General features: G+C 67.6%; 20 protein-coding genes and 1 pseudogene. 10 read left to right on the forward strand and 11 right to left on the reverse strand.

From position 1 onward, the window contains the following. Positions 1-59: 59 nt before the first annotated feature. From HV783_RS09770 to dapD, 8 genes are all read left to right on the forward strand, one after another. Positions 60-1,700: an ABC transporter substrate-binding protein gene (locus HV783_RS09770; protein WP_175189057.1), complete on the forward strand. Its 1,641-nt coding sequence runs from the start codon at positions 60-62 to the stop codon at positions 1,698-1,700. Between the two features lie 50 nt (positions 1,701-1,750). Next, the gene (locus HV783_RS09775) at positions 1,751-2,728 is read left to right on the forward strand and encodes an ABC transporter permease (protein WP_006392551.1); all 978 of its coding nucleotides are present in this window, start codon (positions 1,751-1,753) and stop codon (positions 2,726-2,728) included. 5 nt (positions 2,729-2,733) lie between these two features. After that, a complete protein-coding gene (locus HV783_RS09780) occupies positions 2,734-3,651 on the forward strand; it encodes an ABC transporter permease (protein WP_063569477.1) in 918 nt (305 codons plus the stop codon). Between the two features lie 130 nt (positions 3,652-3,781). Continuing rightward, a complete protein-coding gene (locus HV783_RS09785; protein WP_063580211.1) occupies positions 3,782-4,765 on the forward strand; it encodes an ABC transporter ATP-binding protein in 984 nt (327 codons plus the stop codon). Then, positions 4,762-5,772 carry an ABC transporter ATP-binding protein gene (locus HV783_RS09790; RefSeq protein WP_020925445.1) on the forward strand — a complete coding sequence of 337 codons (1,011 nt, stop codon included), beginning with the start codon at positions 4,762-4,764 and terminating at the stop codon, positions 5,770-5,772. Before HV783_RS09785 ends, HV783_RS09790 begins: the two co-directional genes overlap by 4 nt. A 5-nt stretch (positions 5,773-5,777) precedes the next feature. Further along, a complete protein-coding gene (locus tag HV783_RS09795; RefSeq protein ID WP_144656724.1) occupies positions 5,778-6,683 on the forward strand; it encodes a prolyl oligopeptidase family serine peptidase in 906 nt (301 codons plus the stop codon). A gap of 33 nt (positions 6,684-6,716) precedes the next feature. Beyond that, the gene (locus HV783_RS09800) at positions 6,717-7,847 is read left to right on the forward strand and encodes a M20 family metallopeptidase (RefSeq protein WP_175189058.1); all 1,131 of its coding nucleotides are present in this window, start codon (positions 6,717-6,719) and stop codon (positions 7,845-7,847) included. A gap of 676 nt (positions 7,848-8,523) precedes the next feature. Beyond that, the gene (gene dapD, locus HV783_RS09805; RefSeq protein WP_054503605.1) at positions 8,524-9,504 is read left to right on the forward strand and encodes a 2,3,4,5-tetrahydropyridine-2,6-dicarboxylate N-succinyltransferase; all 981 of its coding nucleotides are present in this window, start codon (positions 8,524-8,526) and stop codon (positions 9,502-9,504) included. Between the two features lie 39 nt (positions 9,505-9,543). Here the strand turns inward: dapD and HV783_RS09810 are convergent, their stop codons facing one another. Next, entirely contained in the window at positions 9,544-10,476 is a 933-nt protein-coding gene (locus HV783_RS09810; protein ID WP_054503606.1) for a GlxA family transcriptional regulator, read from the reverse strand. 125 nt (positions 10,477-10,601) lie between these two features. On the opposite strand from HV783_RS09810, the gene HV783_RS09815 reads away from it, so the two are divergent. Next, positions 10,602-11,438, forward strand: coding sequence for an SDR family NAD(P)-dependent oxidoreductase (locus HV783_RS09815; RefSeq protein ID WP_175189059.1), 837 nt, complete (start codon positions 10,602-10,604; stop codon positions 11,436-11,438). On the opposite strand, the gene HV783_RS09820 is transcribed toward HV783_RS09815, so the two are convergent. After that, on the reverse strand, positions 11,405-12,244 hold the full coding sequence (locus HV783_RS09820) for a class II glutamine amidotransferase (RefSeq protein WP_054503608.1): 840 nt from the start codon (positions 12,242-12,244) through the stop codon (positions 11,405-11,407). The two genes, HV783_RS09815 and HV783_RS09820, sit on opposite strands and share 34 nt — an antisense overlap. A gap of 139 nt (positions 12,245-12,383) precedes the next feature. Here HV783_RS09820 and HV783_RS09825 point away from each other — a divergent pair. Next, positions 12,384-13,441 (forward strand): annotated as a pseudogene (locus HV783_RS09825) (threonine aldolase family protein). A gap of 64 nt (positions 13,442-13,505) precedes the next feature. Here HV783_RS09825 and HV783_RS09830 read toward each other — a convergent pair. The 9 genes from HV783_RS09830 to atpA all read right to left on the reverse strand — a co-directional run bounded on the left by HV783_RS09830 (position 13,506) and on the right by atpA (position 25,589). Beyond that, positions 13,506-14,333: an AraC family transcriptional regulator gene (locus HV783_RS09830; RefSeq protein ID WP_064528389.1), complete on the reverse strand. Its 828-nt coding sequence runs from the start codon at positions 14,331-14,333 to the stop codon at positions 13,506-13,508. Between the two features lie 71 nt (positions 14,334-14,404). Beyond that, on the reverse strand, positions 14,405-16,468 hold the full coding sequence (locus HV783_RS09835) for a UvrD-helicase domain-containing protein (RefSeq protein ID WP_059269091.1): 2,064 nt from the start codon (positions 16,466-16,468) through the stop codon (positions 14,405-14,407). Between the two features lie 55 nt (positions 16,469-16,523). Further along, positions 16,524-18,629, reverse strand: a complete 2,106-nt coding sequence (locus HV783_RS09840) for a primosomal protein N' (RefSeq protein WP_054503611.1) — start codon at positions 18,627-18,629, stop codon at positions 16,524-16,526. 370 nt (positions 18,630-18,999) lie between these two features. Then, entirely contained in the window at positions 19,000-20,073 is a 1,074-nt protein-coding gene (hemE, locus tag HV783_RS09845; RefSeq protein WP_116793186.1) for a uroporphyrinogen decarboxylase, read from the reverse strand. 100 nt (positions 20,074-20,173) lie between these two features. Continuing rightward, complete coding sequence (locus HV783_RS09850) at positions 20,174-20,968, reverse strand: hypothetical protein (RefSeq protein ID WP_155755621.1); 795 nt, start codon at positions 20,966-20,968, stop codon at positions 20,174-20,176. A 196-nt stretch (positions 20,969-21,164) separates the two neighbouring features. Further along, positions 21,165-21,590 (reverse strand): F0F1 ATP synthase subunit epsilon, encoded by a 426-nt coding sequence (locus tag HV783_RS09855; protein ID WP_049070837.1) that lies wholly within the window; start codon positions 21,588-21,590, stop codon positions 21,165-21,167. Between the two features lie 9 nt (positions 21,591-21,599). Further along, complete coding sequence (gene atpD, locus HV783_RS09860) at positions 21,600-23,000, reverse strand: F0F1 ATP synthase subunit beta (protein ID WP_006386768.1); 1,401 nt, start codon at positions 22,998-23,000, stop codon at positions 21,600-21,602. 43 nt (positions 23,001-23,043) lie between these two features. Continuing rightward, positions 23,044-23,949, reverse strand: a complete 906-nt coding sequence (atpG, locus tag HV783_RS09865; protein ID WP_049070836.1) for a F0F1 ATP synthase subunit gamma — start codon at positions 23,947-23,949, stop codon at positions 23,044-23,046. Between the two features lie 98 nt (positions 23,950-24,047). Further along, the gene (gene atpA / locus HV783_RS09870; RefSeq protein ID WP_049070835.1) at positions 24,048-25,589 is read right to left on the reverse strand and encodes a F0F1 ATP synthase subunit alpha; all 1,542 of its coding nucleotides are present in this window, start codon (positions 25,587-25,589) and stop codon (positions 24,048-24,050) included. Positions 25,590-25,612 lie beyond the last annotated feature (23 nt).

Here is a 25,612-nt window from a genome sequence, read left to right on the forward strand (position 1 = left end):
TCGCGCGGCGCGCCCTCGATGGCGCGCCGCCTCATAAAAAAACCACCAAGGGAAGCAGCATGTCCGCAAACGTTTTCATTCGCAGCGCGTTATCGACCTGTACGCTGGCGGCCGCCCTGGCCGCTGGCGCCATGGCCCAGGCCCAGTCGGCCCCGCAGACGCTGCGGATCGGCCTGTCGTCCGAACCCACGGCGATGGACCCGCACTACCACCAGGTCACGCCCAACGACGCGATGACCTCGCACATCTTCGAGACGCTGATCGGCCAGGACGCCAAGATGAATCTGGTGCCGCGGCTGGCGACCGCCTGGAAGGCGGTGGACGACACCACCTGGGAATTCACGCTGCGCGACGGCGTGAAGTTCTCCAATGGCCAGCCGTTCACGCCCCAGGACGTGATCTTCACGCTGTGCCGCGCGTTCCACAACGAGCAGTCGATCGGCGGCTCGTACCTGAGCGTGGTGCAGAAGCTGGCCAGCATCGACGTGCGCGACGGCAACGTGCTGGTCATCAAGACCCACCTGCCCTACCCGCTGCTGCCCAACGACCTGACCCGCAACGCCATGCTGTGGAGCGGCATCGTCGAGCATGGCCCGATCCGCTTCGATCCCAAGAATGGTTGCGGCGTGACCGGCCCCTGGCCCACCATCAGCGACTTCAACAGCGGCAAATCCGCCATCGGCACCGGCCCGTACACGCTCAAGTCGTACGTCAAGGGCAGCGCCATCGAGCTGGCGCGCAACGACGCCTACTGGGGCGACAAGCCGGCCTGGCCGAACGTGCGCCTGATTCCGGTGCCGGCCGCCGGCCCGCGCCTGACCGGCCTCCTGGCCGGCGACTTCGACCTGATCGAGAATCCCGCCGCGCGCGACGTCAAGCGCATCTCGGAAACGCCGGGCTTCCGCTACGTCATCACGCCGTCCGTGCGGGTGGTGTACTTCCAGTTCGACGTGGCGCGCAGCCCCAGCCCGATGGTGCGCGCAGCCGACGGCAAGAACCCGCTGCAGGACGTGCGCGTGCGCCGCGCCATCTCGATGGCGATCGACCGCAAGGCCATTACCGCCCGCATCATGGACGGCGCCGCCACCCCGGCCAACCAGTTCCTGCCCGACGGCATGTTCGGCACGCTGCAGCCGCCGCCAGAACTGAAGTACGATCCGGCCGCCGCCAAGAAGCTGCTGGCCGAGGCCGGCTACCCGGACGGCTTCGAGCTGACCATCTCGTCCACCAACGACCGCTACATCAACGACGCGCAGATCTCGCAGGCCGTGGCCCAGTACCTGTCGCGCGTGGGCATCAAGACGACCGTGGACGCGATGACGCGCTCGGTCTACTTTCCCAAGCGCGCCAAGCGCGAGTTCAGCTTCGCCATGGGCGGCTGGTCGTCGGAAACCGGCGAAGCCTCGTCGTTCCTGCAGTACTGGGTCAGCGCCTTCGACAAGGAACACGGCCTGGGCACCAGCAACTACGGCGGCTATGACAATCCGGCCTTCGACAAGGTCTTCAAGCGCGCCCTGACCACCGTCGATCCGGCGGTGCGTGAGAAGCTGCTGCAGGAGTCCCTGACCCTGGCGCTGGCCGACCTGCCCAGCATTCCGCTGCATTTCGAAAGCAGCATCTGGGCGTTCCGCAAGGGCCTGACGTACGAAGGCCGCGCCGACCAATACACCCTGGCCATGTCGGCCAAGCCCGCCAATTAAGATCGCCGTTTCCGGCGCCTGCAACCCCGAGCCCACCAAGGAAATATCACGTGGCCCTTTTCATCCTACGCAGACTGATCCAGAGTCTGTTCGTGCTGCTGGCCGTCTCGGTCGTGGTCTTCTTCGCGGTGTATGCCGTGGGCGACCCGATCGAACTGCTGGTCAGCCCCGAAGCCAGCCAGGCGGCGCGCGAGGCGATGATCGCCCGCCTCGGCCTGGACCTGCCCGTGTGGCAGCAATACACAGGGTTCCTGTGGCGCGCGCTGCACGGCGACCTGGGCACCTCGTTCGTGCACGGCATCCCGGCCATCGAGCTGATCGTGCAGCGCATCCCCGCCACCTTCGAACTGGTGATCGTGGCCATCGGCCTGACCTGTGTGATCGGCATTCCGCTGGGCCTGGTGGCCGGCCTGTACCGCGATGAGCCCCTGGGCCGCGGCATCATGGCGTCGTCGGTGCTGGGCTTCTCGCTGCCCAACTTCTGGCAGGGCATGATGCTGATCCTGCTGTTCGCGGTGTGGCTCGGCTGGCTGCCCGCCACCGGCCGCGGCGACACCGTGACGGTGCTGGGCGTGCGCCTGTCGATCCTGACGGCCGACGGCTGGTCGCACCTGATCATGCCGGCCATCAACCTGGCGCTGGCCAACATCGCGCTGGTGCTGCGCCTGACCGCCTCCGGCGTGGTCGAGGCCCGCAGCCAGGACTACGTGAAGTTCGCGCGCGCCAAGGGCATCAAGCCCGGCCGCATCGTGCGCCGCCACATCCTGCGCAACATCCTGATCCCGGTGGTCACCGTCATCGGCATGGAATTCGGCAGCCTGATCGCCTATTCCACCATCACCGAGACCGTGTTCGCGTGGCCCGGCATGGGCAAGCTGCTCATCGACAGCGTCTACCAGCTCGACCGGCCCGTGGTGGTCGCGTACGTGATGCTGGTCACCCTGATCTTCGTGGTCATCAACCTGGTTGTGGACATCCTGTACGCCGCGCTCGATCCGCGCGTGCAGCTCGTGACCCCCGCTCAATAATCGCCATGGCTCAATCTCCCAATACCGGCCGCACCCGTACCGTCCAGCCCCTGGCCGATACGCCCAAGCGCGCCTCGATCCTGAAGAAACTGCGGGCCCGCCCGACCGTGCGCGGCTCGGTCATCGCCCTGACCATCCTGGTGCTGCTGGTGGTGTTCGCGCCCTACTTCGCGCCGCAGAATCCCTATGATCTGGCCAACCTGTCGCTGATGGACGGCCGCCTGGCGCCGCGCCAGGCGCTGATGGACGGCAGCATCGCCTGGCTCGGCACCGACGACCAGGGCCGCGACATGCTCAGCGCCATTCTCTATGGCCTGCGCATCAGCCTGATGGTGGGCCTGTCGGCCGTGGTGCTTGCCACCGCCGTGGGCGGCGCGGTCGGCCTGGTGGCCGCCTACGTCGGCGGCCTGGTCGACACCGTGCTGATGCGCATCGTCGACTTCATCCTGGGTTTCCCGACCATCCTGGTGGCGCTGGTGCTGCTGGTGGTGCTGGGGCGCGGGGTCGACAAGGTGATCCTGGCGCTGGTGCTGGTGCAATGGGGCCACTATGCCCGCATCATGCGCAGCCGCGCGCTGCAGGAGCGGCGCAAGGAGTACGTCGAGGCCGCCGCCAACCTGGGCTTCCCGGCCTGGCGCATCATGGTGTTCCACCTGCTGCCCAACTGCCTGGGCCCAGTCATGGTGTTCGCGACCATCCAGATCGCCACCGCCATCGCGCTGGAAGCGACGCTGTCGTTCCTGGGCGTCGGCGTGCCGATCACCGAACCGTCGCTGGGCCTGCTGATCTCCAACGGCTTCCAGTACCTGCTGTCGGGCGACTACTGGATCAGCCTGTTCCCGGGCATTGCGCTGTTGCTGCTGATTCTCTCCATCAACATCGTGGGCGACCGCCTGCGCGAAAGCCTGGACCCGAGGAAATGACCCACCCCCGAAGCGCTTCGCGCTCCCCCCTCAAGGGGGCATGCCAGCGGACCGGCGGAGCCGGCTCCGCGGCATCCCGATTGGGCAAGGCCTCCCGCCTGCTTGGCGACTGGCGCAATGGACAAATGATATGAGTGACACGCTTCTAGAAGTGCGCGGCCTGCGCACCGCATTCCATACCGAGGCCGGCGCCTGGCTGGCGGTCGACGGCGTCGACCTGACCGTGCGCCGCGGCGAGATCGTGGGCCTGGTCGGCGAGTCCGGCTCGGGCAAGTCGGTCACCGGCTTCTCGCTGCTGGGGCTGATCGATCCGCCCGGGGAAGTCGTCGACGGCGAAGTGAAGTTCAAGGGCAACGACCTGCGCAAGCTCTCCGAAGAGCAGATGCGCCAGTTGCGCGGCAACCGCATCGCCATGATCTTCCAGGACCCGCTGATGACGCTCAACCCGGTGCTGCGCATCGGCGAGCAGATGATGGAAGCCATCCTGACGCACGAGGACGTGCCGCGCGCCGAGGCCATGGAACGCTGCCGCGAGGCGCTGGCCATGGTCGGCATTCCGTCGCCGGAGAAGCGCCTGAAGAGCTACCCGCACGAGTTCTCGGGTGGCATGCGCCAGCGCGTGGCGATCGCCATCGCCATGCTCAACAAGCCCGACCTGATCATCTGCGACGAGCCGACCACGGCGCTGGACGTGACCATCCAGGGCCAGATCCTGTACCGCATGCAGGAGATCTGCCGCGAGCACAACACGGCGCTGATCTGGATCACCCACGACCTGGGCGTGGTGGCCGAGCTGGCCGACCGCGTCGCGGTCATGTACGCCGGCCGCATCGTCGAGAGCGGCCCGGTCGAACAGGTGCTGGACGCGCCGCGCCATCCGTACACCCGCGGCCTGCTGGACTCGATGCCCGGCGCCACCACGCCGGGCGCGCGCCTGCACCAGATCAACGGCATGGCGCCCAGCCTGGCCGGCCGCCCGTCGGGCTGTGCCTTCCGGCCGCGCTGCACCCACGCGGTCACGCGCTGCACCGAACAAGCCCCCACCGTTACCACCGAAGGTTCGCGCAGCTATCGCTGTTACGTCCCGATCGCCCGCGAGGCCGAGCAAGCATGAGTCAAGCCGATACCCCCGTCATCGAGCTCCGGAACGTCCACAAGCGCTTCGAACAGCGTCCCGACCTGGCCCAGCGCATCCTGGCCCTGGGCGGCCGCCCGATCGACCGCCGCACCGTGTATGCCGTCAACGGCGTCGACCTGCGCATCGGCCGCGGCGAAGTCGTCGGCCTGGTGGGCGAGTCCGGCTGCGGCAAGTCCACCCTGGGCCGCGTCGTTGCCGGCCTGCACCGCCAGACCGAAGGCGACCTGCTCTACCAGGGCCAGGACGCGCGTCGACTGCGCGGCGCCGACAAGCTGGCCTACACGCTGGGCGTGCAGATGATCTTCCAGGATCCGCAGGCCTCGCTCAACCCGCGCCAGCGCCTGCGCCAGATCCTGGGCGAATCGCTCAAGGTGCACAAGCTGGCGCCGCCGGCCGAGATTCCCGCGCGCATCGACCAGGCCCTGAAGGAAGTGGGCCTGGACACCGAGTACCGCGACCGCTTTCCGCACCAAATTTCGGGCGGCCAGCGCCAGCGCATCGGCATCGCCCGCGCGCTGATGGTGGCGCCCAAGTTCCTGGTGTGCGACGAACCGGTGGCGGCGCTGGACGTGTCGATCCAGGCGCAGGTGATCAACCTGTTCATGGACCTGCGCGAGCAGCACGGTTTCACGTACCTCTTCATCAGCCACGACCTGGGCGTGGTGCGCCACATCTCGGATCGCGTGGCTATCATGTACCTGGGCAAGATCGTCGAGATCTCGACCTCGGCCGAGATCTTCGCGCGCGCCAACCATCCGTACACCCAGGCCCTGATGGCCGAGGTGCCGGACGTGGCGCGCCGCGGCCGCAAGTTCACGCCGATCAAGGGCGAGATCCCGTCGCCGCTGAATCCGCCGTCGGGCTGTACCTTCAACCCGCGCTGCCCGCACGCCATGCCGCGCTGCCGCGAGCAGGCGCCGACGCTGAAGGAAATCTCTCCGGGCCACTGGTCGGCCTGCCACCTGAACGAAGCCACCGCCTGAACGCCATGAAACCCTCTGACATGTCCAACGTGGACCGCATCGCCATCGAAATGGGCCATGCCGGCCGCAACGCCATCACCTATATCGACGAGGATCGCAATTCCGATCGCCCGTTCAAGCTGCAGACCTACCGCCCCTACGGCTACACCCCGGACCGCCCGGTGGTGATCGTGCAGCACGGCGTGCTGCGCAACGGCGACGAATACCGCGACTTCTGGGTCGAGGCCGCCGACAAGCACAAGCTGCTGATCGTGGCGCTGACCTTCTCCAACGAGATCTGGCCGGGCGTGGAAAGCTACAACAATGGCCGCGTGTTCTCGGCCGGCGGCAATCCGCGCCACATCGACGGCTGGACCTACGCGCTGGTCGGCAACGTGATCCGCGACATGATCGACGCCGAGATCACCGATGGCCAGAATGTCTACCTGTTCGGCCACTCGGCCGGCGGCCAGTTCGTGCACCGCCTGATGAGCAGCCAGTCGCACGCGCCGTTCAAGGCCGTGGTGGCCGGCAACCCCGGCTGGTACACCCTGCCGACCTTCGACTACCCCTTCCCCGAAGGCATGGACGGCGTCGGCCTGACCGAGGACCACCTGGTCAAGCTGCTGGCGTACCCGATGACGATCCTGGCCGGCGACCAGGACATCGCCACCGACGACCCCAACCTGCCGTCGGAACCGGCCGCCATGCGCCAGGGGCCGCACCGCTTCGCCCGCGCCCACAACTACTTCGAGGCCGGCCGCAAGGAAGCCGAGCGCCGCGGCGTGCCGTTCAACTGGACGCTGCAGGTGGTGCCCGGCATCGGCCACGACGGCCGCGCCATGTCCGCGGTCTGCGCCAGCCTGTGGTTCGAGGGCGGCATGCCGAGCGACGCCGAACTGGCCCGCCTGGCCGGCCAGCAGGTCGCCTGAACGTTCCCTTTCATTTCCGCTAGCAGAATCGCCATGTCCTCCACTTCCCGCACTGAACAACTCGTCGCCGGCATCCAGAGCTGGCTGCAATGCGAATCGCCTTCGAACTTCCCCGAAGGCATCGCCGCGATGGCCCGCATCATCGCCGACTACGCCGCCGCGGCCGGCCTGACGGTGGAACTGTCGTCGCTCGGCCCCGCCACCGGCCCGCTGCTGTACGCCACCAACCGCGCCGCTGGCGACACCCGCCCCGGCATCCTGATCCTGGCGCACATGGACACGGTGCACCCGGTCGGCACGCTGCTGGAGAACCCGGTGCGCATCGAGGGCGACCGCCTCTACGGCCCCGGCAGCTACGACATGAAGGCCGGCATCTACCTGGCGCTGACGGCGCTGGCCAGCGTGGCCCGCCCGGGCGCGACGCAACTGCCGGTGGATTTCCTGGTGGTGCCCGACGAGGAAACCGGCAGCCATGCCTCGCGCGCGCACATCGAACGCTTCGCCGCCAATGCCAAGTACGCCCTGGTGTGCGAACCGGCCCGCCCCAACGGCGGCAAGTGCGTGACGGCGCGCAAGGGCACCGGCATGCTGAACCTGAACGTCAAGGGCCGCCCCGCCCACGCCGGCATGCAGCACGAGAAAGGCCGCAGCGCGATCCGCGAAATGGCGCACCAGGTGCTGGCGCTGGAAGCGATGACGGACTACGAGCGCGGCATCACCGTGAGCGTGGGCACGATCGCCGGCGGCACCGTCACCAACACCGTGCCGGCGCTGTGCCGCTGCGTGGTGGACTTCCGCGTGCCCGACATGGGCGCGGCCGAAGACGTGCTGCGCCGTATGCGCGAGCTGTGCGCGGTGGGCCCGGACGTGGAACTGGACATCGACGTGGAACTGAACCGCCCGCCGATGGTGAAGACCGAGGAAGCCGCCGCGCTGCTGGCGCTGGTGCAAGGCTACGCGGAACGCGCCGGCTTCCTGCTGGAAGACGCGCCGATGACCGGCGGCGGCAGCGACGCCAACTTCACCTCGGCCATGGGGATTCCGACGCTGGATGGTCTTGGGGCGGATGGGGACGGGGCGCATACGCTGAATGAGTACATCTTGGTTTCTACGTTGGAGCAGCGGTTGAAGTTCTGGGAGTTGTTGTTGAAGGAACTTGCTTAGAGTTCTTTTTGCGGCGGGTTGGGTTCTTTAGCCGCGGGTGTCGGGGCAGGCGGAGGATGGCGGGGCTACGATTGCGGTCCGGAGCCTTCGCTCCGGCCTGCCCCGTCGTCATCCTCGTCCTCGCCTTCGGCGACTCCTTCGGATTCCCTCGGGCGCATCTACACGCCCCGCCATCCTCCGCCTGCCCCGACACCCGCTCACGATGAGACTTAGTGACGGGCTCTGGGGCGAATGGGGTGCTTGGCATGCTATTGCCCATCAGGGGTGGGGAGAGGATCTTGCGGGGCCCGCCTCAAGCCGGCCGCGCGGGCGGCCTTTTGAGGCTTACGCGGCGTCTTGCGTCGTCGCGTTGACGCTGGCGCGCGTGGATGCGGCGCTGTCGAGCACGACTGAGAGATTGCGCGCACCACACTTGTTTGTGGGCGGCGCGGCAGACTCGTGACGCGCAACATGACATCCATCGCGCCGCCCACCACCGCCCCTCCCCCTGATGCGCGGCCCAAATAGAAAACCCCTCAACACCAGCGCACAGCGCACCCGTCTCGCCTTCAAATGCGCAGACGCCCCTTGCGGCCGCCTGCCCGAGGGGCGGCCTACGAAGCGCCCCGCCGCCCCCGAATAGAAAGCCCCGCCCCCATCGCCTAGAATATTCCCAAGAGAATCCCAAAAAAAGCCCATGCAAGAACACCCCCAAAACAGCGCCATCGCCTACGGCCTGGCCACGATCGCCGCCGACGGCACCGTCCTCGATACCTGGTATCCGCGCCCGTCCCTGACCGACAAGACGCCCGCGGGCGGCACCCGGCACCTCACGCCTGAAGAAGCGCGAGCCGCGCTCGGCGAGCACGTGCCCACCTCGCTGGGGCGCGACACCCGGCGCAAAGTCGACATCGTCGCCGTGCGCACCGCCATCGCCTCGCTCGACCAGCCGCCCGCCGACGCACACGACGCCTACCTGCGCCTGCACCTGCTCAGCCACCGACTCATTCGGCCGCATGGCGCCAACCTCGACGGGTTGTTCAACGTGCTCGCAAATGTGGCCTGGACCTCCGCCGGCCCCTGCGCCGTCGACCAGGTCGACGCGCTGCGCTGGCAACTGCGCGCCACCGGGCAGATCCTTGAAATCCGCGGCGTCGACAAGATCCCGCGCATGACCGACTACGTCGTGCCCGCCGGCGTGCGCATCGCCGACACCGCCCGCGTGCGGCTCGGCGCGCACCTGGCCGCCGGCACCACCGTGCTGCACGAAGGCTTCTGCAACTTCAACGCCGGCACCCTCGGCGCCTCCATGGTCGAAGGCCGCATCAGCGCCGGCGTCATCGTCGATGACGGCACCGACATCGGCGGCGGCGCTTCCATCATGGGCACCATGTCGGGCGGCGGCAAACAGGTCGTGGCGATTGGCAAGCGCTGCCTGCTTGGCGCCAACTCCGGCATCGGCATCTCGCTGGGCGACGACTGCGTGGTCGAAGCGGGCTGCTACGTCACCGCCGGCACCCGCGTGCTGACGCCGGAAGGCGCGGTGGTCAAGGCGGTGGAGCTGGCCGGCCAGCACGGACTGCTGTTCCGCCGCAACTCGCAGACCGGCGCGGTCGAAACGCTGGTGCGCACGGCCGCCTGGGGCACCTTGAACCCGGCGCTGCACACCGGGCACTGATCGGGCGGCCCGTCACGGGCCGTCCGCGCGACGCCGTCGTCAGGCGTGCAGCAACCGCCGCATCGCCTGCGGCGACTGGCCGAACGCGCGCAGGAACGCCTTGCGCATGCGGTCGCGATCGCCAAAGCCGGTTTCGCGCGCCACCACCTCGGCCGCATGACGGCCGGACTGCATCATGTCCTGCGCCGCCTCCAACCGCAGATGCTCCACCGCCTTGGCCGGAGACTGGCCCGTTTCCTGGCGGAACACGCGGCTGAACTGGCGCGGGCTCAAGTGCGCGGCGCGCGCCAGCTCGTCCACCGACAATTCGGCCTTCAGGTTGGCCTTGGCGTAGGCCAGCGCCGTCTGCACCCGATCGGACTTCGCATCCAGCTCCAGCAACGCCGAATACTGCGACTGTCCGCCCGCCCGGCGTTGTGTCAGCACCAGCTTGCGCGCGACCGCGCGCGCCATGTCCGCCCCCAGGTCCGCCTCCACCATGGCCAGCGCCAGATCAATGCCGGCGCTCATGCCCGCCGAGGTCCAGATCGGGCCGTCAGCCACGAAGATGCGGTCCTCGTCCACCTTGACCCGCGGATACTCGCGCTGCAGGCGCCGCGCATAGAACCAGTGAGTGGTGGCGCGGCGGCCGTCGAGCAGGCCGGCCTGCGCCAGCACGAACGCGCCGGTGCACATCGAGGCGCAACGGCGCACCCGCTCGCTGGCGCCACGCAGCGCGCGCAACAGGCTCTCGGACGCGCCCTCGCCGGTGTTGTCGCCGGCGACGATCAAGGTGTCGAACGCGCGCCGCCCCAGCTTCTGCGTGTCCTGCGCAAACCCCAGCGAACTGGCCACCGGGCCGCCATGCTCGGACACCAGGACGACGCGATAGGCCGGTTCGCCGCTCTGGCGGTTGGCCATCTCGAAGACCGCGCTGGCCGCCAGGCTCATGAGCTGGAAGCCCGGGTGCAACAGGATCGCGATGGTTTTCATGGCTGTTCCGTCCGTTTTCATCGTATGTCCTGAAAAGACGTTTCTATGTCATTGAGGATATTCCATCCCGGTTCTACTCTGCAAGGGTACCGGCACTACCAGCCGTCCCCATTTCGGAGTCTTTCATGAGCAACACCCCGTCTGGCAAATCCCCCGGCCGCGCCCTGGTCACCGGCGCCTCGTCCGGCATCGGCGCGCGCTACGCCCACCACCTGGCCCATCGCGGCCACGACCTGACGCTGGTGGCGCGCAACGTCGAACGCCTGGAAACCCTGGCCGCGCGACTGCGCGCCGAGACCGGCCGTGACGTGCGCGTGCTGCCAGCCGACCTGTCGCGGACCGACGGTGTGCAACGCGTGGCGCAAGCGCTGCGCGAGGACGACTCGCTGACCCTGCTGGTGAACAACGCCGGCATCGGCGCGGTGGCGCCGCTGCTGCAATCCGATGCCGCCCAGATGCAGGCCATGATCGACCTGAACATCAGCGCCCTCACCCACCTGACCATGGCGGCCGCGCCCGCCTTCGTGGCGCGCGGCGGCGGCACCATCATCAATATCGCGTCGATCGTCGGCCTGCACCCCGAGCTGCTCAACGGCGTCTACGGCGCCAGCAAGGCCTATGTGCTGGCCTACTCGCAGTCGCTGCGCCACGAACTGGCGGACAAGGGCCTGCGCGTCCAGGCGGTGCTGCCCGGCGCCACCGGCACCGAGTTCTGGGACCAGGCCGGCAAGCCGGCCAGCGAGTTGCCGTCCGCCATCGTGATGAGCGCGGACGACATGGTGCGCAGCGCGCTGGCGGGCCTGGACCAGGGCGAGTTCGTCACCATCCCGTCGCTGACCGACCCGACCCTGCTGGAACGCCTGGAAGCGGCGCGCCAGGCCCTGGGGCCGGAACTGTCGCGCAATACGCCGGCGGCGCGCTATGGCATTCAGGCGCCCGGCGGCACCGGCACGAACGGATAGTGCTCGACGCGGCCCCGGCCCGCGATGATGGCGGTGGATTCGGGCACCTCTTCCCAGGCGCCCGGCATCTCGCTCAGCGGCTCGGACAGCAACAGGAATGCGTCATCGTCCAGCGCCGCGACCTTCGGGTCGTCGGGATAAAGCTCGCGCAGATGCCGCACGCAGGTGTTGTGGAACAGCGTGCGCGAATCGCGCTCGCTGGAATAGCGCACCGCGATCAGGCGCTCGCCATCCAGCGCGCACACGGTCATGTTGATGGGCCGGGCCACCCCGTGGCGCCGGCCGGTCTCCTCGACCGCGCCGACCATGCGCGCCAGCGCCTGCAGCGCGTCTTCCTCCAGGCCGAAAGTCAGCGCCAGCAGGAACATCACCTCGGAATCGGTCGACCCTTCCAGTGAACCGAAGTAGGCCGGCGCGATCATCAGCATCAGGTCGCGCCGCAGCAGCGGATAGTCGCGGATCACGCCGTTGTGCACGAACAGCCAGTTGCCATGGCGGAACGGATGGCAGTTGGTTTCCTGGGCCGGCGTGTCGGTGGCGGCGCGGATGTGCGCCACGAACAGCGGCGAATGGATGGCGCGCGCGGCCTCGCGCAGGTTGCGGTCGTTCCAGGCCGGATGCACGCTGCGGTAGCGGAACGGCGGCTCGGGCGGTCGGCCGTACCAGCCCAGACCGAAGCCGTCGCCATTGGTGGTGGTGGCGCCCATGCGCGCATGCAGGCTCTGGTCGATCAGCGAGTGCGTGGCCTTGAACAGCACGCTCTCCATTTGCAGGGGACTCCCGGTGTAAGCCAGCCAGCGGCACATGATGCGCTCCTTGAAAAACCGGCCCGGCGCGGGCTCGCCGGGTCCGCCCCAGTGTAGGAGCGAGGCGCAATTTTCTACAAGCCCGGCCCGGCGCCGGCGGGCATAGTGAGGACCTGTCTGTCTTCACCGGAGCCCCGTATTGGACACCCCCGCCGCCGCCTCGCCCCAACAGGGTTTCGCCAGCGACAACACCGCCGGCGCCAGCCCCCAGATCCTGGCCGCGCTGCTGCGCGCCAATGAGGGACAGGCCCCCGCCTATGGCGCCGACGACATCACCCTGCGCGTCGAACGGCGCCTGGCCGAGATCTTCGAACGCGAGGTCGACGTGCTGCTGGTGCCCACCGGCACCGCCGCCAATTCGCTGGCGCTGGCGGCGCTGACGCCGCCCTGGGGCAGCGTGCTGTGCCACGCGCACAGCCACATCGCCAACGACGAATGCGGCGCGCCGCAGTTCTACAGCGGCGGCGCGCGCCTGGCGCTGCTGGAGGGCGCGGCCTCCAAGCTCGACCCCGCCCGGCTCGCGGAGCAAGCGCGCCACAAGGCCGGAGACGTGCACTCGATGCCGCCGGCCTGCGTCAGCATCACACAGGCCACCGAGACCGGCAGCGTGTACACGCTGAACGAGATCCGGGCCCTCGGCGCCGTCTGCCGCGATGCCGGGCTGCCCCTGCACATGGACGGCGCGCGCTTCGCCAATGCCCTGGTCAGCCTGGACTGCACGCCAGCGGAAATGACCTGGAAGGCCGGCGTCGCGGCGCTGTCGTTCGGCGCCACCAAGAACGGCGCGCTGGGCGCCGAGGCCATCGTGCTGTTCGAACCCGGACGCGCCGCAGAACTGGCCTACCGGCGCAAGCGCGGCGGCCACCTGTTTTCGAAGATGCGGCTGCTGTCGGCACAGATGGAAGCCTATCTGGCGGACGACCTGTGGCTGCGCAACGCGCGCCAGGCCAACGCCATGGCGGCGCGGCTGGCGGCGGGCATGGCGAACCTGCCGGGCGTTGAACTTCAGGGGCCGGTCGAGGCCAACATCCTGTTCTGCCGGCTGCCGATCGCCGCCATTGACGGCCTGCTGGCGCAGGGCTTTCGCTTCTACCACGACCGCTGGGGCCCGGGCGTGGCGCGGCTGGTCACGTCGTCACCACGCACGAGCAGGACGTCGATCACTTCCTGGCGGCGTTGCGCGCGCTGGTGCGATAACGACCCGCGCCGTCCCTCCGGCGCGCCGCGCGCCAGCGCCAGGACGACGCGGGAATCGGCGCGCTCAGGCCGCGCGCCGGTAGGCCGAGGGCGGCACCCCATAGGCCGTGCGGAACGCGCGGTTGAAATGGCTCTGGTCGTAGAAGCCGACATCGGCCGCCACCTGCGCGATCGGAGCGCGCGCTCGCGCCAGCGCGGCGCAGGCCCGCTCCAGGCGCAGCCGCGTCAGCCAGGCGTGCGGCGTCAGCCCCACCGACAGCGCGAAGCGGCGCAGGAACTGGTAGCGGCTCAGGCCGCAGAGCCGCGCCAGGTCTTCCAGACCGATCTTGTCGCCCAGGTGGGCCTGGCAATAATCCCGCACGACCCGCTGGTGCGCGAGCGACAGGCCGCCGCGCACCGCCTGGGGCGTCACCGCCCCCGTGCGCGCGAACAGCGTCCCCATCAGGGCCAGCGAGGCGGACTCGTGCGCCAGCGGCCCGGCGGCCGCATCCGCCATCCAGGAAGCGTGCAACGCCTTGAAGCGGGCCGCCAGCGCGGGTTCCTCGATCAAGGTGCCCAGGAACCGCTCGTCGGATGCGCCGCCCGAGACTTCGGCGATGAAATCGCGCATCAGGTCGGGCGACAGACGGAAGGTCTTCAGGGTGTAGGACTGGCCATAGTCGGCCACGCCGGCGCCGTCATGGACCTCGCCGGGCGGCATCAGGGCGATGCCCCCGGGCCCCAGCAGCGTGCTGCGGCCACGGAAGGTCTGGCGCTGCACGCCCTGGGTCACCAGGCCGATGTGGTAATCGACGTGGTAGTGCCGGTCGAACTGGAAGTCGACCAGCCGCGCCACGCCCAGCACCAGGCCCGGCGTGCCGGGCACCGGTTGGTAACGCACGTCATCCTTCATCGTCAGCGCCATGATGCAAAGCGGCAGGTATAGATCCTGGACGCTCCCCCGTCATGTAATTTATTGCGGGGCTATTTCTTCAGCAAGGCCTTGAGCATGGCCATGCGTTCCTTGGGATTCATGGCGGCGGTGGTCTCGTCTTCCTGGATGCCCGGAGCATCCAGGCCCATTTCCTCGATGAAGCGCGACGGTTCGCGCACCAGGTCCTCGCGCGCCCGGCGCCGGCGCTTGCACCAGCTCAGGTTGAGGCTGCGCTGGGCTCGCGTGATGCCCACGTACATCAGCCGCCGCTCTTCCTGGATACGGGTGGCCAGGTTCTCCGCGGCGCGCGCCGGATCGCCCACCTCGTCGTCCTTGCCCAGGTGCGGCAGCAGGCCTTCTTCGACGCCCGCCAGGTACACGTGCGGATACTCCAGGCCCTTGGAGGCATGCAGGGTCGACATCTTGACCGCGTCCGGCTCCTCTTCCTCGCCCCGTTCGAGCATGGTCACCAGCGCAACGTGCTGCACCAGTTCGAACAGCGACATGTTGTCCTCTTCGGCCTTGCGCTTGAGCCAGCCGGTCAGCTCCAGCACGTTCTGCCAGCGGGTCTGCGCCGGGCGTTCGTCGAACAGCTCGAACAGATGGCGTTCGTACTGGATCGCCTGCACCAGGTCGTCCAGGATCACGCCGGCGGGTTCGGCGGGCGCGCCATCGGTGCCGGCGGTGGCGCCACGGCCGGCGCGCCACTGCATGCGGCGGATGAATTCGGTGAAGGTGCGCAGCGGTTCGAGCTGGCGCGGCGCCAGCAGGCTTTCCAGCCCGGTCTCATCGACCGCCGCCAGCAGCGACAGCTCGCGAGTGGCGGCATACTGGCCCAGCGTCTGCAAAGTGGCCTGGCCGATGCCGCGCTTGGGCGTGGTGGCGGCGCGGATAAAGGCCGGATCGTCCTCGTCGTTGGCCAGCAGCCGCAGGTAGGCCAGGATGTCGCGCACCTCGGCCTTGTCGAAGAAACTCTGCCCGCCCGCGATCGTGTACGGGATCTTCAGGTTGCGCAGCGCCTGCTCCAGGATGCGCGACTGGTGATTGCCGCGATACAGGATGGCGAAATCCTTCCACTGCGCCTGGCGCTCGAAGCGCGAGGCCGAGATCTTCATGGCGATGGACTCGGCCTCGTGCTCCTCGCCGTCCATCGCCGAAACGACGATCGGCTCGCCCACGCCCAGGTCCGACCACAGCTTCTTTTCGAACAGCTTGGGGTTCTTCTCGATCACCTGGTTGGCCGCCGCCAGGATGCGCTGCACCGAGCGGTAGTTCTGCTCCAGCTTGATGAGCTTGAGATTGGGATAGTCGGTGGTCAGCTTGGCCAGGTTCTCGATGGTGGCGCCGCGCCAGGCGTAGATGGCCTGATCGTCGTCGCCCACCGCCGTGAACATGGCGCGCGGGCCGGTCAGCAACTGCACCAGGCGGTACTGGCAGACGTTGGTGTCCTGGTATTCATCGACCAGCAGGTAGCGCACGCGGTTCTGCCAGCGCGTGCGCACCTCTTCGTTGTTGGCCAGCAGGATGGCCGGAATGCGGATCAGGTCGTCGAAATCCACGGCCTGGTAGGCGGCCAGCGTGGCGGCGTAGCTGCGATAGACGTTGGCGGCCTCGACGTCGCCCGGCGTGATGGCTTCGCGCGCGGCGTCGTCGGGTTCCATCAGCGCGTTCTTCCACAGCGAGATGATGCCCTGCACGTGGCGCAGGCGGCCCTTGTCGGTGGTGGCCAGCAGCTCCTGGATGATCGCCATGGCGTCATCGGCGTCCAGGATCGAGAAGGTCGGCTTGAGACCCGCGTTGCGCGCCTCTTCGCGCAAGAGCTTCACGCCCAGCGAGTGGAAGGTGCTGATGGTCAGGCCCTTGCCCAGCTTGCGGTCCACCAGCGTCTTGACGCGCTCATCCATCTCGCGCGCGGCCTTGTTGGTGAAGGTCAGCGCCACCACGTTGCGGCCCATGTAGCCGCATTCGCGCAGCAGGTAGGCGATCTTCTGCGTGATGACGCGCGTCTTGCCGCTGCCGGCGCCGGCCAGCACCAGGCAGGGGCCGTCCAGGTACAGCACCGCCTCTTTCTGCGCGGGGTTCAGGCCGTGGCCGATGGGTTCGTGTGCGGACATGGGAGTCGGGGAAAGGGGAACGACATAGAGTAAACGGACGAATGCGCGGCGCCTGTCAGATTTCCAGCGGGTCAACCTCCAACTGCCAGCGCACCCGGGCCTCGTTGGCCAGGTACGGCAGGTGGTGCGACCACGACGCCAGGAAAGCCTGCAGCGCCGGACGGCTGGTGCTTTCCACCAGCAACTGGGCGCGCTCGATGTTGGCCACCCGCACCACGCGCAGCGGCACCGGGTCGTACAGCATGATCGCGTCCAGCCCCGGGAAGTCGGCGGCCCACTCGCCTTCGGGCAGCGCGCGCGCCTGTTGCAGGAACGCCTGCGCCACCGCCAGCTCGCGCGCCTCGGCCGTCAACAGCGCCTGGTAGGCGAACGGCGGCAGGCCGGTGCTTTCGCGTTCCTGCAGCGCATGGCGCGCGAAGCCCGCGTAGTCATGGCGCAGCAGCGCCTGGTACACCGGCTGCTCGGGGTAGCCGGTCTGGATGATGACCTGGCCGTTGCCCTGGTGGCGGCCGGCGCGGCCGGCCACCTGCATCAATTGGGCGAACAGCCGTTCGGGCGCGCGGAAGTCGTGCGCGAACAGCGCCGAATCGGGATTGAGCACGCCGACCAGTCCGAGCCGCGCGAAGTCGTGGCCCTTGGACACCATCTGCGTGCCGACCAGGATGTCGACCTCGCCCGCGTGCACCGACGCGAACAGGGCCTCGGCGCTGCCCTTCTTGCGGGTGCTGTCGGCGTCGATGCGCAGGATGCGCGCCTCGGGGAACAGTTCGGCCAGGTGTTCCTCGACCCGCTGCGTGCCACGGCCCATCGGCGCCAGGTCCTGGTCGCCGCACTCCGGGCACGCGTGCGGCACCGGCGCCTGGTAGCCGCAGTGGTGGCATTGCAGGCGATGGCCGCGGCCGGCGGCGCGGTGCAGCACCGTGAACGCGGTGCAGCGCGGGCAGTTGCTGACCCAGCCGCAGGACTGGCAATGCAGCACCGGCGCGTAGCCGCGGCGGTTCAGGAAGATCAGCGACTGTTCCTTGCGTGCCAGCCGTTCGCCAAGGGCCTCCAGCAACTGTGGCGACATGCCGTGCTTCATCTGCAGGCGGCGCGTGTCCACCAGCTTCATGGCCGGCAGCGAACTGGCGCGGGCGCGCGCCGGCAGCGCCAGCCGCAGGTAGCGGCCACGCTCGGCATGCTGCCAGGTCTCCAGCGACGGCGTGGCCGAGCCCAGCACCACCGGGATGTCCAGGTCGTGCGCGCGCCACACCGCCAGATCGCGCGCGGAATAGCGCAGGCCGTCCTGCTGCTTGTACGAGGCGTCGTGTTCTTCGTCCACCACGATGAGGCCCAGCTCGCTCATGGGCGCGAAGATCGCCATGCGCGTGCCCAGCAGCATGCGCGCCTGACCACGCTGCGCCCGTGCCCAGGCCTGCAAGCGCTCGCCATCGGACAGGCCGCTGTGCAGCACCGCCAGGCCGTCCGGCCCGACCAGGCCTTCCAGGCGGGCGCGCAACGCGCCCTCCAGTTGCGGCGTCAGGTTGATTTCCGGCACCAGCAGCAGCACCTGGCGGCCGGCGGCCAGCACTTTCTCGGCGGCGCGCAGGTAGACCTCGGTCTTGCCGCTGCCGGTCACGCCGTACAGCAGCACCGGCTTGAACTTGGTGAGTCCGGCGATGGTGTCCACGGCCTCGCGCTGCGCATCGTTCAGTTCGGGGGGCTGGTCGGCCTCGGCCGGGTTGCGGACCGCCTTGCGCTTGCGTCCGTCCAGCCGCGCCACCGGGCCGCCGGCCGAGCGCTTGCCCTGATAGGCGGTCGGCTTGCGCAGCGGCGGCGGCAACGTCGGCAGCATCACCTCGCCCAACGGCCGCTGGTAATACTCGGCGGCGAAACGCGCCAGGCGCAGCCAGGCCTCGTCAAAGGGAGGCAGGTCGCGCAGCACTTCCTCGATCGGCTTGATCTGCTTCGGCTCATAGGACGGCTCTGCCGGGTTGTCCACCACCACGCCGATCAACTTGCGGCGCCCGAACGGCACGATCACCCGCAGGCCCGCCCCGACGGGTTCGTGGTGCCGGTAGTCGAACGGGCCGGGCAGCGGCACGTCTAGCGCAACGCGCACCCAGCAGACCACCGCAGGCGCGGCCGGCATGGATTCGACCAGCGCGAAGTCTTCAGACATGGAGAAGGGAACGGAACATGAACGGAACTGGCCCGAAAGGCGCGATGACGGTGGCTGGAAGAGCGGACCGGGCCGGCGCCCGGACCAGAGAGGATTGTCGCCGCAATCCCTGCCGGGATTCCAGCCCCGTCTGTGGATAACTTTGGGGAAAAGGCGAGAGCAACGTCAGAAATTGGAATAAGGCAAGATTGCATCAACTCTTGCAACCCTGTTGAAAACCCATTTTATTCCATTAAAAACATCGACTTAAGCAAACTTCCAAGATTGTAAAATAGCTTCCAGAGGGTTTTCCCCGAGTCTGATCTTGCTGTGCACAACTGCGCTCGGGGGGCCTCGATGTCCGGCCCTGCGGGCCGAAGCGTTCACTCACTTACCCTCTGAGCGAACGGCTGTGACGGTGGACTTCGTCGACCAATTCGGCTACCGCTTCGGGCGGCGTGAAGCGCGAAATGCCATGGCCGAGATTGAAGACATGGCCGCCCTTGCCCACCGGGCCGAAGGCGTCGAGCACGCGGCGCGCTTCGGCGCGGATGGCCTCGGCGCCGCCAAACAGCGCCATGGGATCGAGGTTGCCCTGGAACGCGACCGAATCGCCGGTGCGGCGCCGCGCCGCGGCCAGGTCCACCGTCCAGTCCAGGCCGACGGCGTCGCAGCCGCAAGCGGCGATGTCCTCGAGCCACTGGCCGCCGCCCTTGGTGAAAACGATGGCGGGCACGCGGCGGCCTTCGTGTTCACGGGTCAGGCCGGCCACGACCTTGCGGGTGTAGGCCAGCGAAAACTGCTGGAACAGGCCGTCGGCCAGCACGCCGCCCCAACTGTCGAACAACATCACGGCCTGCGCGCCCGCGGCGATCTGTGCGTTCAGGTACTGAAGCGTCGCCTCGGCGTTGATTTCCAGGATTCGATGCAGCAGGTCGGGCCGCGCATACAGCATGGTCTTGATCAGGCGATAGTCATCGCTGCCCTGCCCTTCGACCATGTAGCAGGCGATGGTCCAGGGGCTGCCCGCAAAGCCGATCAGTGGCACCTTGCCGTCCAGGTCGCGGCGGATCGTGCTGACGGCATCGAACACATAGCGCAGCCTGTCCATGTCGGGCACGGCCAGGCGCGCCACGTCTTCCTCGGTGCGCACCGGCCGGGCGAAGCGCGGGCCCTCGCCTTCGGCAAAGTCCAGGCCCAGGCCCATGGCGTGTGGCACGGTCAGGATGTCCGAGAACAGGATGGCCGCGTCCAGATCGAAACGCTCCAGCGGCTGCAGCGTGACTTCCGAGGCGTAGTCCGGGTTCTGAGCCAGGCCCATGAAGGAACCGGCCCGGGCCCGCGTCTGGCGGTATTCGGGCAGGTAGCGGCCCGCCTGGCGCATCAGCCAGATCGGGGTGTAGGGCACGGGCTCGCGCAACAGCGCGCGCAAGAACACATCGTTCTTCAAGACGGAAGCAGACACGACTATCCTCGATGATCGGAAGCCGTGATTTTACTGCCCCAAGCTGACAGGGCATGGCGGCGGCGCGGACGGCATTTGCCGGCGCGCAAACCGGGCAAATTCAGCCGGCGTCGCCAACCCCTTCGGCCTGCATCGCGGCCTGGCGCCGATACGGCGCGGCATCGATGCCGTGCTTGCGCATCAGCGCCCAGAACGCCCGCCGATGCTTGCTGGAAGCGCGCGCGGCGCGCGCCACGTTGCCATGATGACGCGACAGCGCCAGGCGGATGTAGTCGGACTCGAACCCATCAACCACCCGCGCCTTGGCCTGCCGGAAGGCCTCCTGGGTGTCGCGGCGGGGTTGGTAACGCAACCCCGCCAGCCCCTGCTGCAACACCTGCCGCGGCACTGGCGGCCGGGTGCATGGCTTGCCGGCCGACAGCGCACCGCCCGCGGCATACGCCGCCTCGGGTTCCCGCAAGCCCTCGGCCAACAGGGGCGAGCGCCGGGCCAGCCGCCCCAACCGCACGCGCAGGCTTTCGAGGCAATATGGCGCGGCCAGGAAATCCGATGCGCCCAACCGCAGCAGATCCTCGATGGCGGGCGCGGTCATGTCGTGCACGAACAGCAGGATGGGCGTGGCCAGCGCGCCGGCGGCCTGCTGCAGCGACATGCGGGTCCAGGCCAGCGATGCCGGCGCGACCGGCAGGATGCAGTGATCGTAGCGCCGCAGACCGACGGCCAACCCCGCCAGCGCATGGATGTCGGGGCCGCCCGACGCGCCACCGGGCGTGCGCAATGGCACCAGGTGCAGGCGCACCCGCGCCAGCCGGGGCTGGTCGCGCGCGACCCAGTGGCCCATGGTGATTTCGTGGCCCGGGGCGAGCAGCACCCCGCAATCCATGGCTTCTCGCATGCAATCCCTCCTGGCTTGTGTTCCAAAGATTGCAGGCTACCGTTGCAGAACACGCCCGGCCATTCGTAGTGAGCGCAAGCGGGACTGCGGTCGACCGAGGGAAGCCGCCGCCGAACGAGCACGAAAGGCGGGCATGAAAAAAGCGGCCCAGGGCCGCTTTTTCCGGATCCGGGGCGAACCCCGGCAGGTCGTGCGCTCAGTGCGAGCGACCGCCTTGACGCAGCTTGCGCGCGGCGACGGCTTGCGCCGCCAGCATCGCCAGCTCGGCTTCGACAACCGCGATGTCGGCCTTGTCCTTGGCGTTGGCCAGGGCCTCTTCGGCGCGCTTGCGCGCTTCCAGGGCACGGGCCTCGTCCAGGTCGGCGGCACGGATGGCCGTGTCGGCCAGGACCGTCACGCTGCCCGGCTGCACTTCCAGGATGCCCCCGGCGACGAAGATGTTTTCCTCGCCTTGGTCGGCACGAACGATCTTGACCGTCCCGGGGCGTATGCGCGAAATCAGCGGGGTGTGACCGGGCAGGATGCCCAGCTCACCCGCCTCGCCAGGCAGCACCACGAACTTCGCCTCACCGGAGAAGATCGCTTCCTCTGCGCTGACGACATCCACATGCAGGGTAGCCATATCGGTTCCTTATTGCAGTTTCTTGGCCTTCTCGAAGGCCTCGTCGATCGAGCCGACCATGTAGAAGGCCTGTTCCGGCAGCGCATCGCACTCGCCGTTCACGATCATCTTGAAACCACGGATGGTTTCGGCCAGCGGCACGTACTTGCCGGGCGAACCGGTGAACACTTCGGCCACGTGGAACGGCTGCGACAGGAAACGCTGGATCTTACGGGCGCGGGCCACGGCCTGCTTGTCTTCCGGCGACAGTTCGTCCATGCCCAGAATCGCGATGATGTCGCGCAGTTCCTTGTAGCGCTGCAGCGTCTGCTGCACGCCACGGGCCACGGCGTAGTGCTCTTCGCCGACGACTTGCGGGTCGAGCTGGCGGCTGGACGAATCCAGCGGATCCACGGCCGGGTAGATACCCAGGGCGGCGATGTCACGCGACAGCACGACGGTCGAGTCCAAGTGCTGGAAGGTGGTAGCGGGCGACGGGTCGGTCAAGTCGTCAGCGGGCACGTACACGGCCTGGATCGAGGTGATCGAGCCGGTCTTGGTGGACGTGATGCGCTCTTGCAGCTTGCCCATTTCTTCGGCCAGCGTGGGCTGGTAGCCCACCGCCGACGGCATACGGCCCAGCAGTGCCGACACTTCGGTACCGGCCAGGGTGTAGCGGTAGATGTTGTCCACGAAGAACAGGATGTCGCGGCCTTCGTCGCGGAACTTCTCGGCCATCGTCAGGCCGGTCAGCGCCACGCGCAGACGGTTGCCCGGGGGTTCGTTCATCTGACCGAACACCATGGCGACCTTGTCCAGAACGTTCGACTCTTCCATTTCGTGGTAGAAGTCGTTGCCTTCACGGGTGCGCTCACCCACGCCGGCGAACACCGACAAGCCGCTGTGCTGCTTGGCGATGTTGTTGATCAGTTCCATCATGTTGACGGTCTTGCCCACGCCGGCGCCGCCGAACAGGCCGACCTTGCCGCCCTTGGCGAACGGGCACACCAGGTCAATAACCTTGATGCCGGTTTCCAGCAGTTCCACCGACGGCGACAACTCGTCGAAACGGGGAGCCGGTTGGTGGATGCCACGCTTTTCGTCGTGCTGGATTTCGCCAGCTTCGTCGATCGGGCGGCCCAGCACGTCCATGATGCGGCCGAGCGTGCCGGTGCCGACCGGCACCGAGATCGGGGCGCCGGTGCCGGCGACCTTCATGCCGCGGCGCAGGCCGTCGCTGGAGCCCAGGGCGATGGTACGCACCACGCCGTCACCCAGCTGTTGCTGCACTTCCAGCGTCAGACCCTTTTCGGCGAACGAGGAACCCTCGTCGACCAGAGTAAGCGCTTCGTAGATCTTGGGCATGTGATCGCGGGGGAACTGAATATCCACCACGGCGCCGATGCACTGAACGATGGTTCCGTTGCTCATGTCGATTCCTTGCTTGATAGCTTTTGACGGGATGCTGCCTGCCTCAGACGGCGGCAGCGCCCCCTACGATTTCCGAAATTTCCTTGGTGATCGCGGCCTGGCGGGTCTTGTTGTAGACCAGTTGCAGATCGCCGATGACCTTCTTGGCGTTGTCCGACGCCGCCTTCATGGCGACCATCCGGGCCGACTGCTCCGAAGCCATGTTCTCGGCCACGGCTTGGTACAGCAGGCCTTCCACGTAACGCTGCAGCAGGTCGTCGATCACGCTACGAGCGTCGGGTTCGTAGATGTAATCCCAGCTGTAATCCGATTTCACTTCCGAAGTCTTGGCCAGGCTTTCGGCGCCCGTCTGGTACGGATCTTCCAAACCGCTGGCCAGGGGCAGCAGACGCAGGAACAGCGGCTCCTGCTTCATCGTGTTGACGAAGCGGGTCGAAGCCACGTACAGCGCGTCGATGCGGCCTTCCAGGTAGGCGTCGAGCTGCACCTTGATCGCGCCCAGCAGGCGATCCAGTTGCGGCTTGTCGCCCAGTTGCACTTCCTGGGAAACCAGCTTGGCGCCGATACGGGACAGCACGCCCACGCCCTTGTTGCCGAAAGCGGTCGCCTGAACGGCGATGCCGTTCTTCTCGAACTCTTTCAGCTTCGTCAACACCACGCGGGTGATGTTGGTGTTCAAGCCGCCGCACAGACCCTTGTCCGTCGTCACCATGACCACGCCGACCGCCTTGATTTCGCGCTCGACCAGGTACGGGTGGCTGTACTCGGGATTGGCCTGCATCAGGTGCGCGGCGATCTCGCGCACCTTGGTGGCGTACGGACGGCCCGCGCGCATCCGCTCCTGCGCCTTGCGCATCTTGGATGCGGCGACCATTTCCATCGCCTTGGTGATCTTGCGCGTGTTTTGCACGCTCTTGATCTTGGTTCGGATTTCCTTAATTCCGGGCATTGCGCTTTCCTGTGAAGACTGGCCGATGGGTTGTCGCTTGCGCCTCAACCATCCGATAAGGATGGGTGAGGCGCTTGCGCGCCTAACCCATCACTTTCTTAAAAAGCACCGTGCTTCTTGAATTCCTGGATGGCGGCGGCGAGTTCGCTTTCGTCATCCTTGGACAGTTCCTTGGTGTCTTCGACGCGCTGGATCAGGGCCGCGTGCTTGGCCTTGAGCTGGTCCTTCAGCGCCTTTTCGAACGACAGCACCTGGGCCACGTCCACGTCATCCAGGTAGCCGTTGTTGACCGTGTACAGCGTGACGGCCAGTTCCCACACTTGCAGCGGCTGGTATTGCGGCTGCTTGAGCAGTTCGACCACGCGCTTGCCACGCTCGAGCTGGCGACGGGTGGCGTCGTCCAGGTCCGAGGCGAACTGCGCGAAGGCGGCCAGTTCACGGTACTGCGCCAGGTCGGTACGGATACCGCCGGACAGCTTCTTGACGACCTTGGTCTGGGCGGCACCGCCCACGCGCGACACCGAGATACCGGCGTTGATGGCGGGACGCACACCGGCGTTGAACAGGTCGGTTTCCAGGAAGATCTGGCCGTCGGTGATCGAGATCACGTTGGTCGGAACGAAGGCCGACACGTCGCCCGCCTGGGTTTCGATGATCGGCAGCGCGGTCAGCGAGCCGGTCTTGCCCTTGACGGCGCCACCGGTGAACTTCTCGACGTAGTCTTCGTTCACGCGAGCGGCACGCTCGAGCAGGCGCGAGTGCAGGTAGAACACGTCGCCCGGGTAGGCTTCGCGGCCCGGCGGACGGCGCAGCAGCAGCGAGACCTGGCGGTAGGCCCAGGCTTGCTTGGTCAGGTCGTCATAGACGATCAGGGCGTCTTCGCCGCGATCGCGGAAGTATTCGCCCATCGTGCAGCCGGCGTAGGCGGCCAGGTACTGCATGGCGGCGGAGTCCGAAGCCGAGGCGGCCACGACGATGGTGTATTCCATCGCGCCGTGCTCTTCCAGCTTGCGCACCACGTTGTTGATCGTCGAAGCCTTCTGGCCGATGGCGACGTACACGCAGGTGACGCCCTTGCCCTTCTGGCTGATGATGGTGTCGACGGCCACGGCGGTCTTGCCGGTCTGGCGGTCGCCAATGATCAGTTCGCGCTGGCCGCGGCCGATGGGAACCATCGAGTCGATAGCCTTGATGCCGGTTTGCAGCGGCTGCGACACCGAGCGGCGGGCGATAACGCCGGGGGCCACTTTTTCGATGATGTCGGTGGCCTTGGCGTTCACGGGGCCCTTGCCGTCGATCGGCTCGCCCAGCGTGTTGACCACGCGGCCTTTCAGCTCGGGGCCGACCGGCACTTCCAGAATGCGGCCGGTCGTCTTGACCGCGTCGCCTTCGGACACGCCGGTGTAGTCACCGAGAATAACGGCGCCGACGGAATCACGCTCGAGGTTGAGCGCCAGACCGAAGACGTTGTTGGGGAATTCGAGCATTTCGCCCTGCATCACGTCGGACAGGCCGTGGATGCGGGTAATACCGTCGGTCACGGACACGACGGTGCCCTGAGTACGGACATCAGCCGAAGCGCCCAGGCCCTCGATGCGGCTCTTGAGCAGTTCGCTGATCTCGGAGGGATTGAGTTGCATATTGACTCCTGGAATCCTGTTAG

This window comes from Achromobacter dolens (assembly GCF_902859745.1).
In the GTDB taxonomy this organism is placed as follows: domain Bacteria; phylum Pseudomonadota; class Gammaproteobacteria; order Burkholderiales; family Burkholderiaceae_B; genus Achromobacter; species Achromobacter dolens.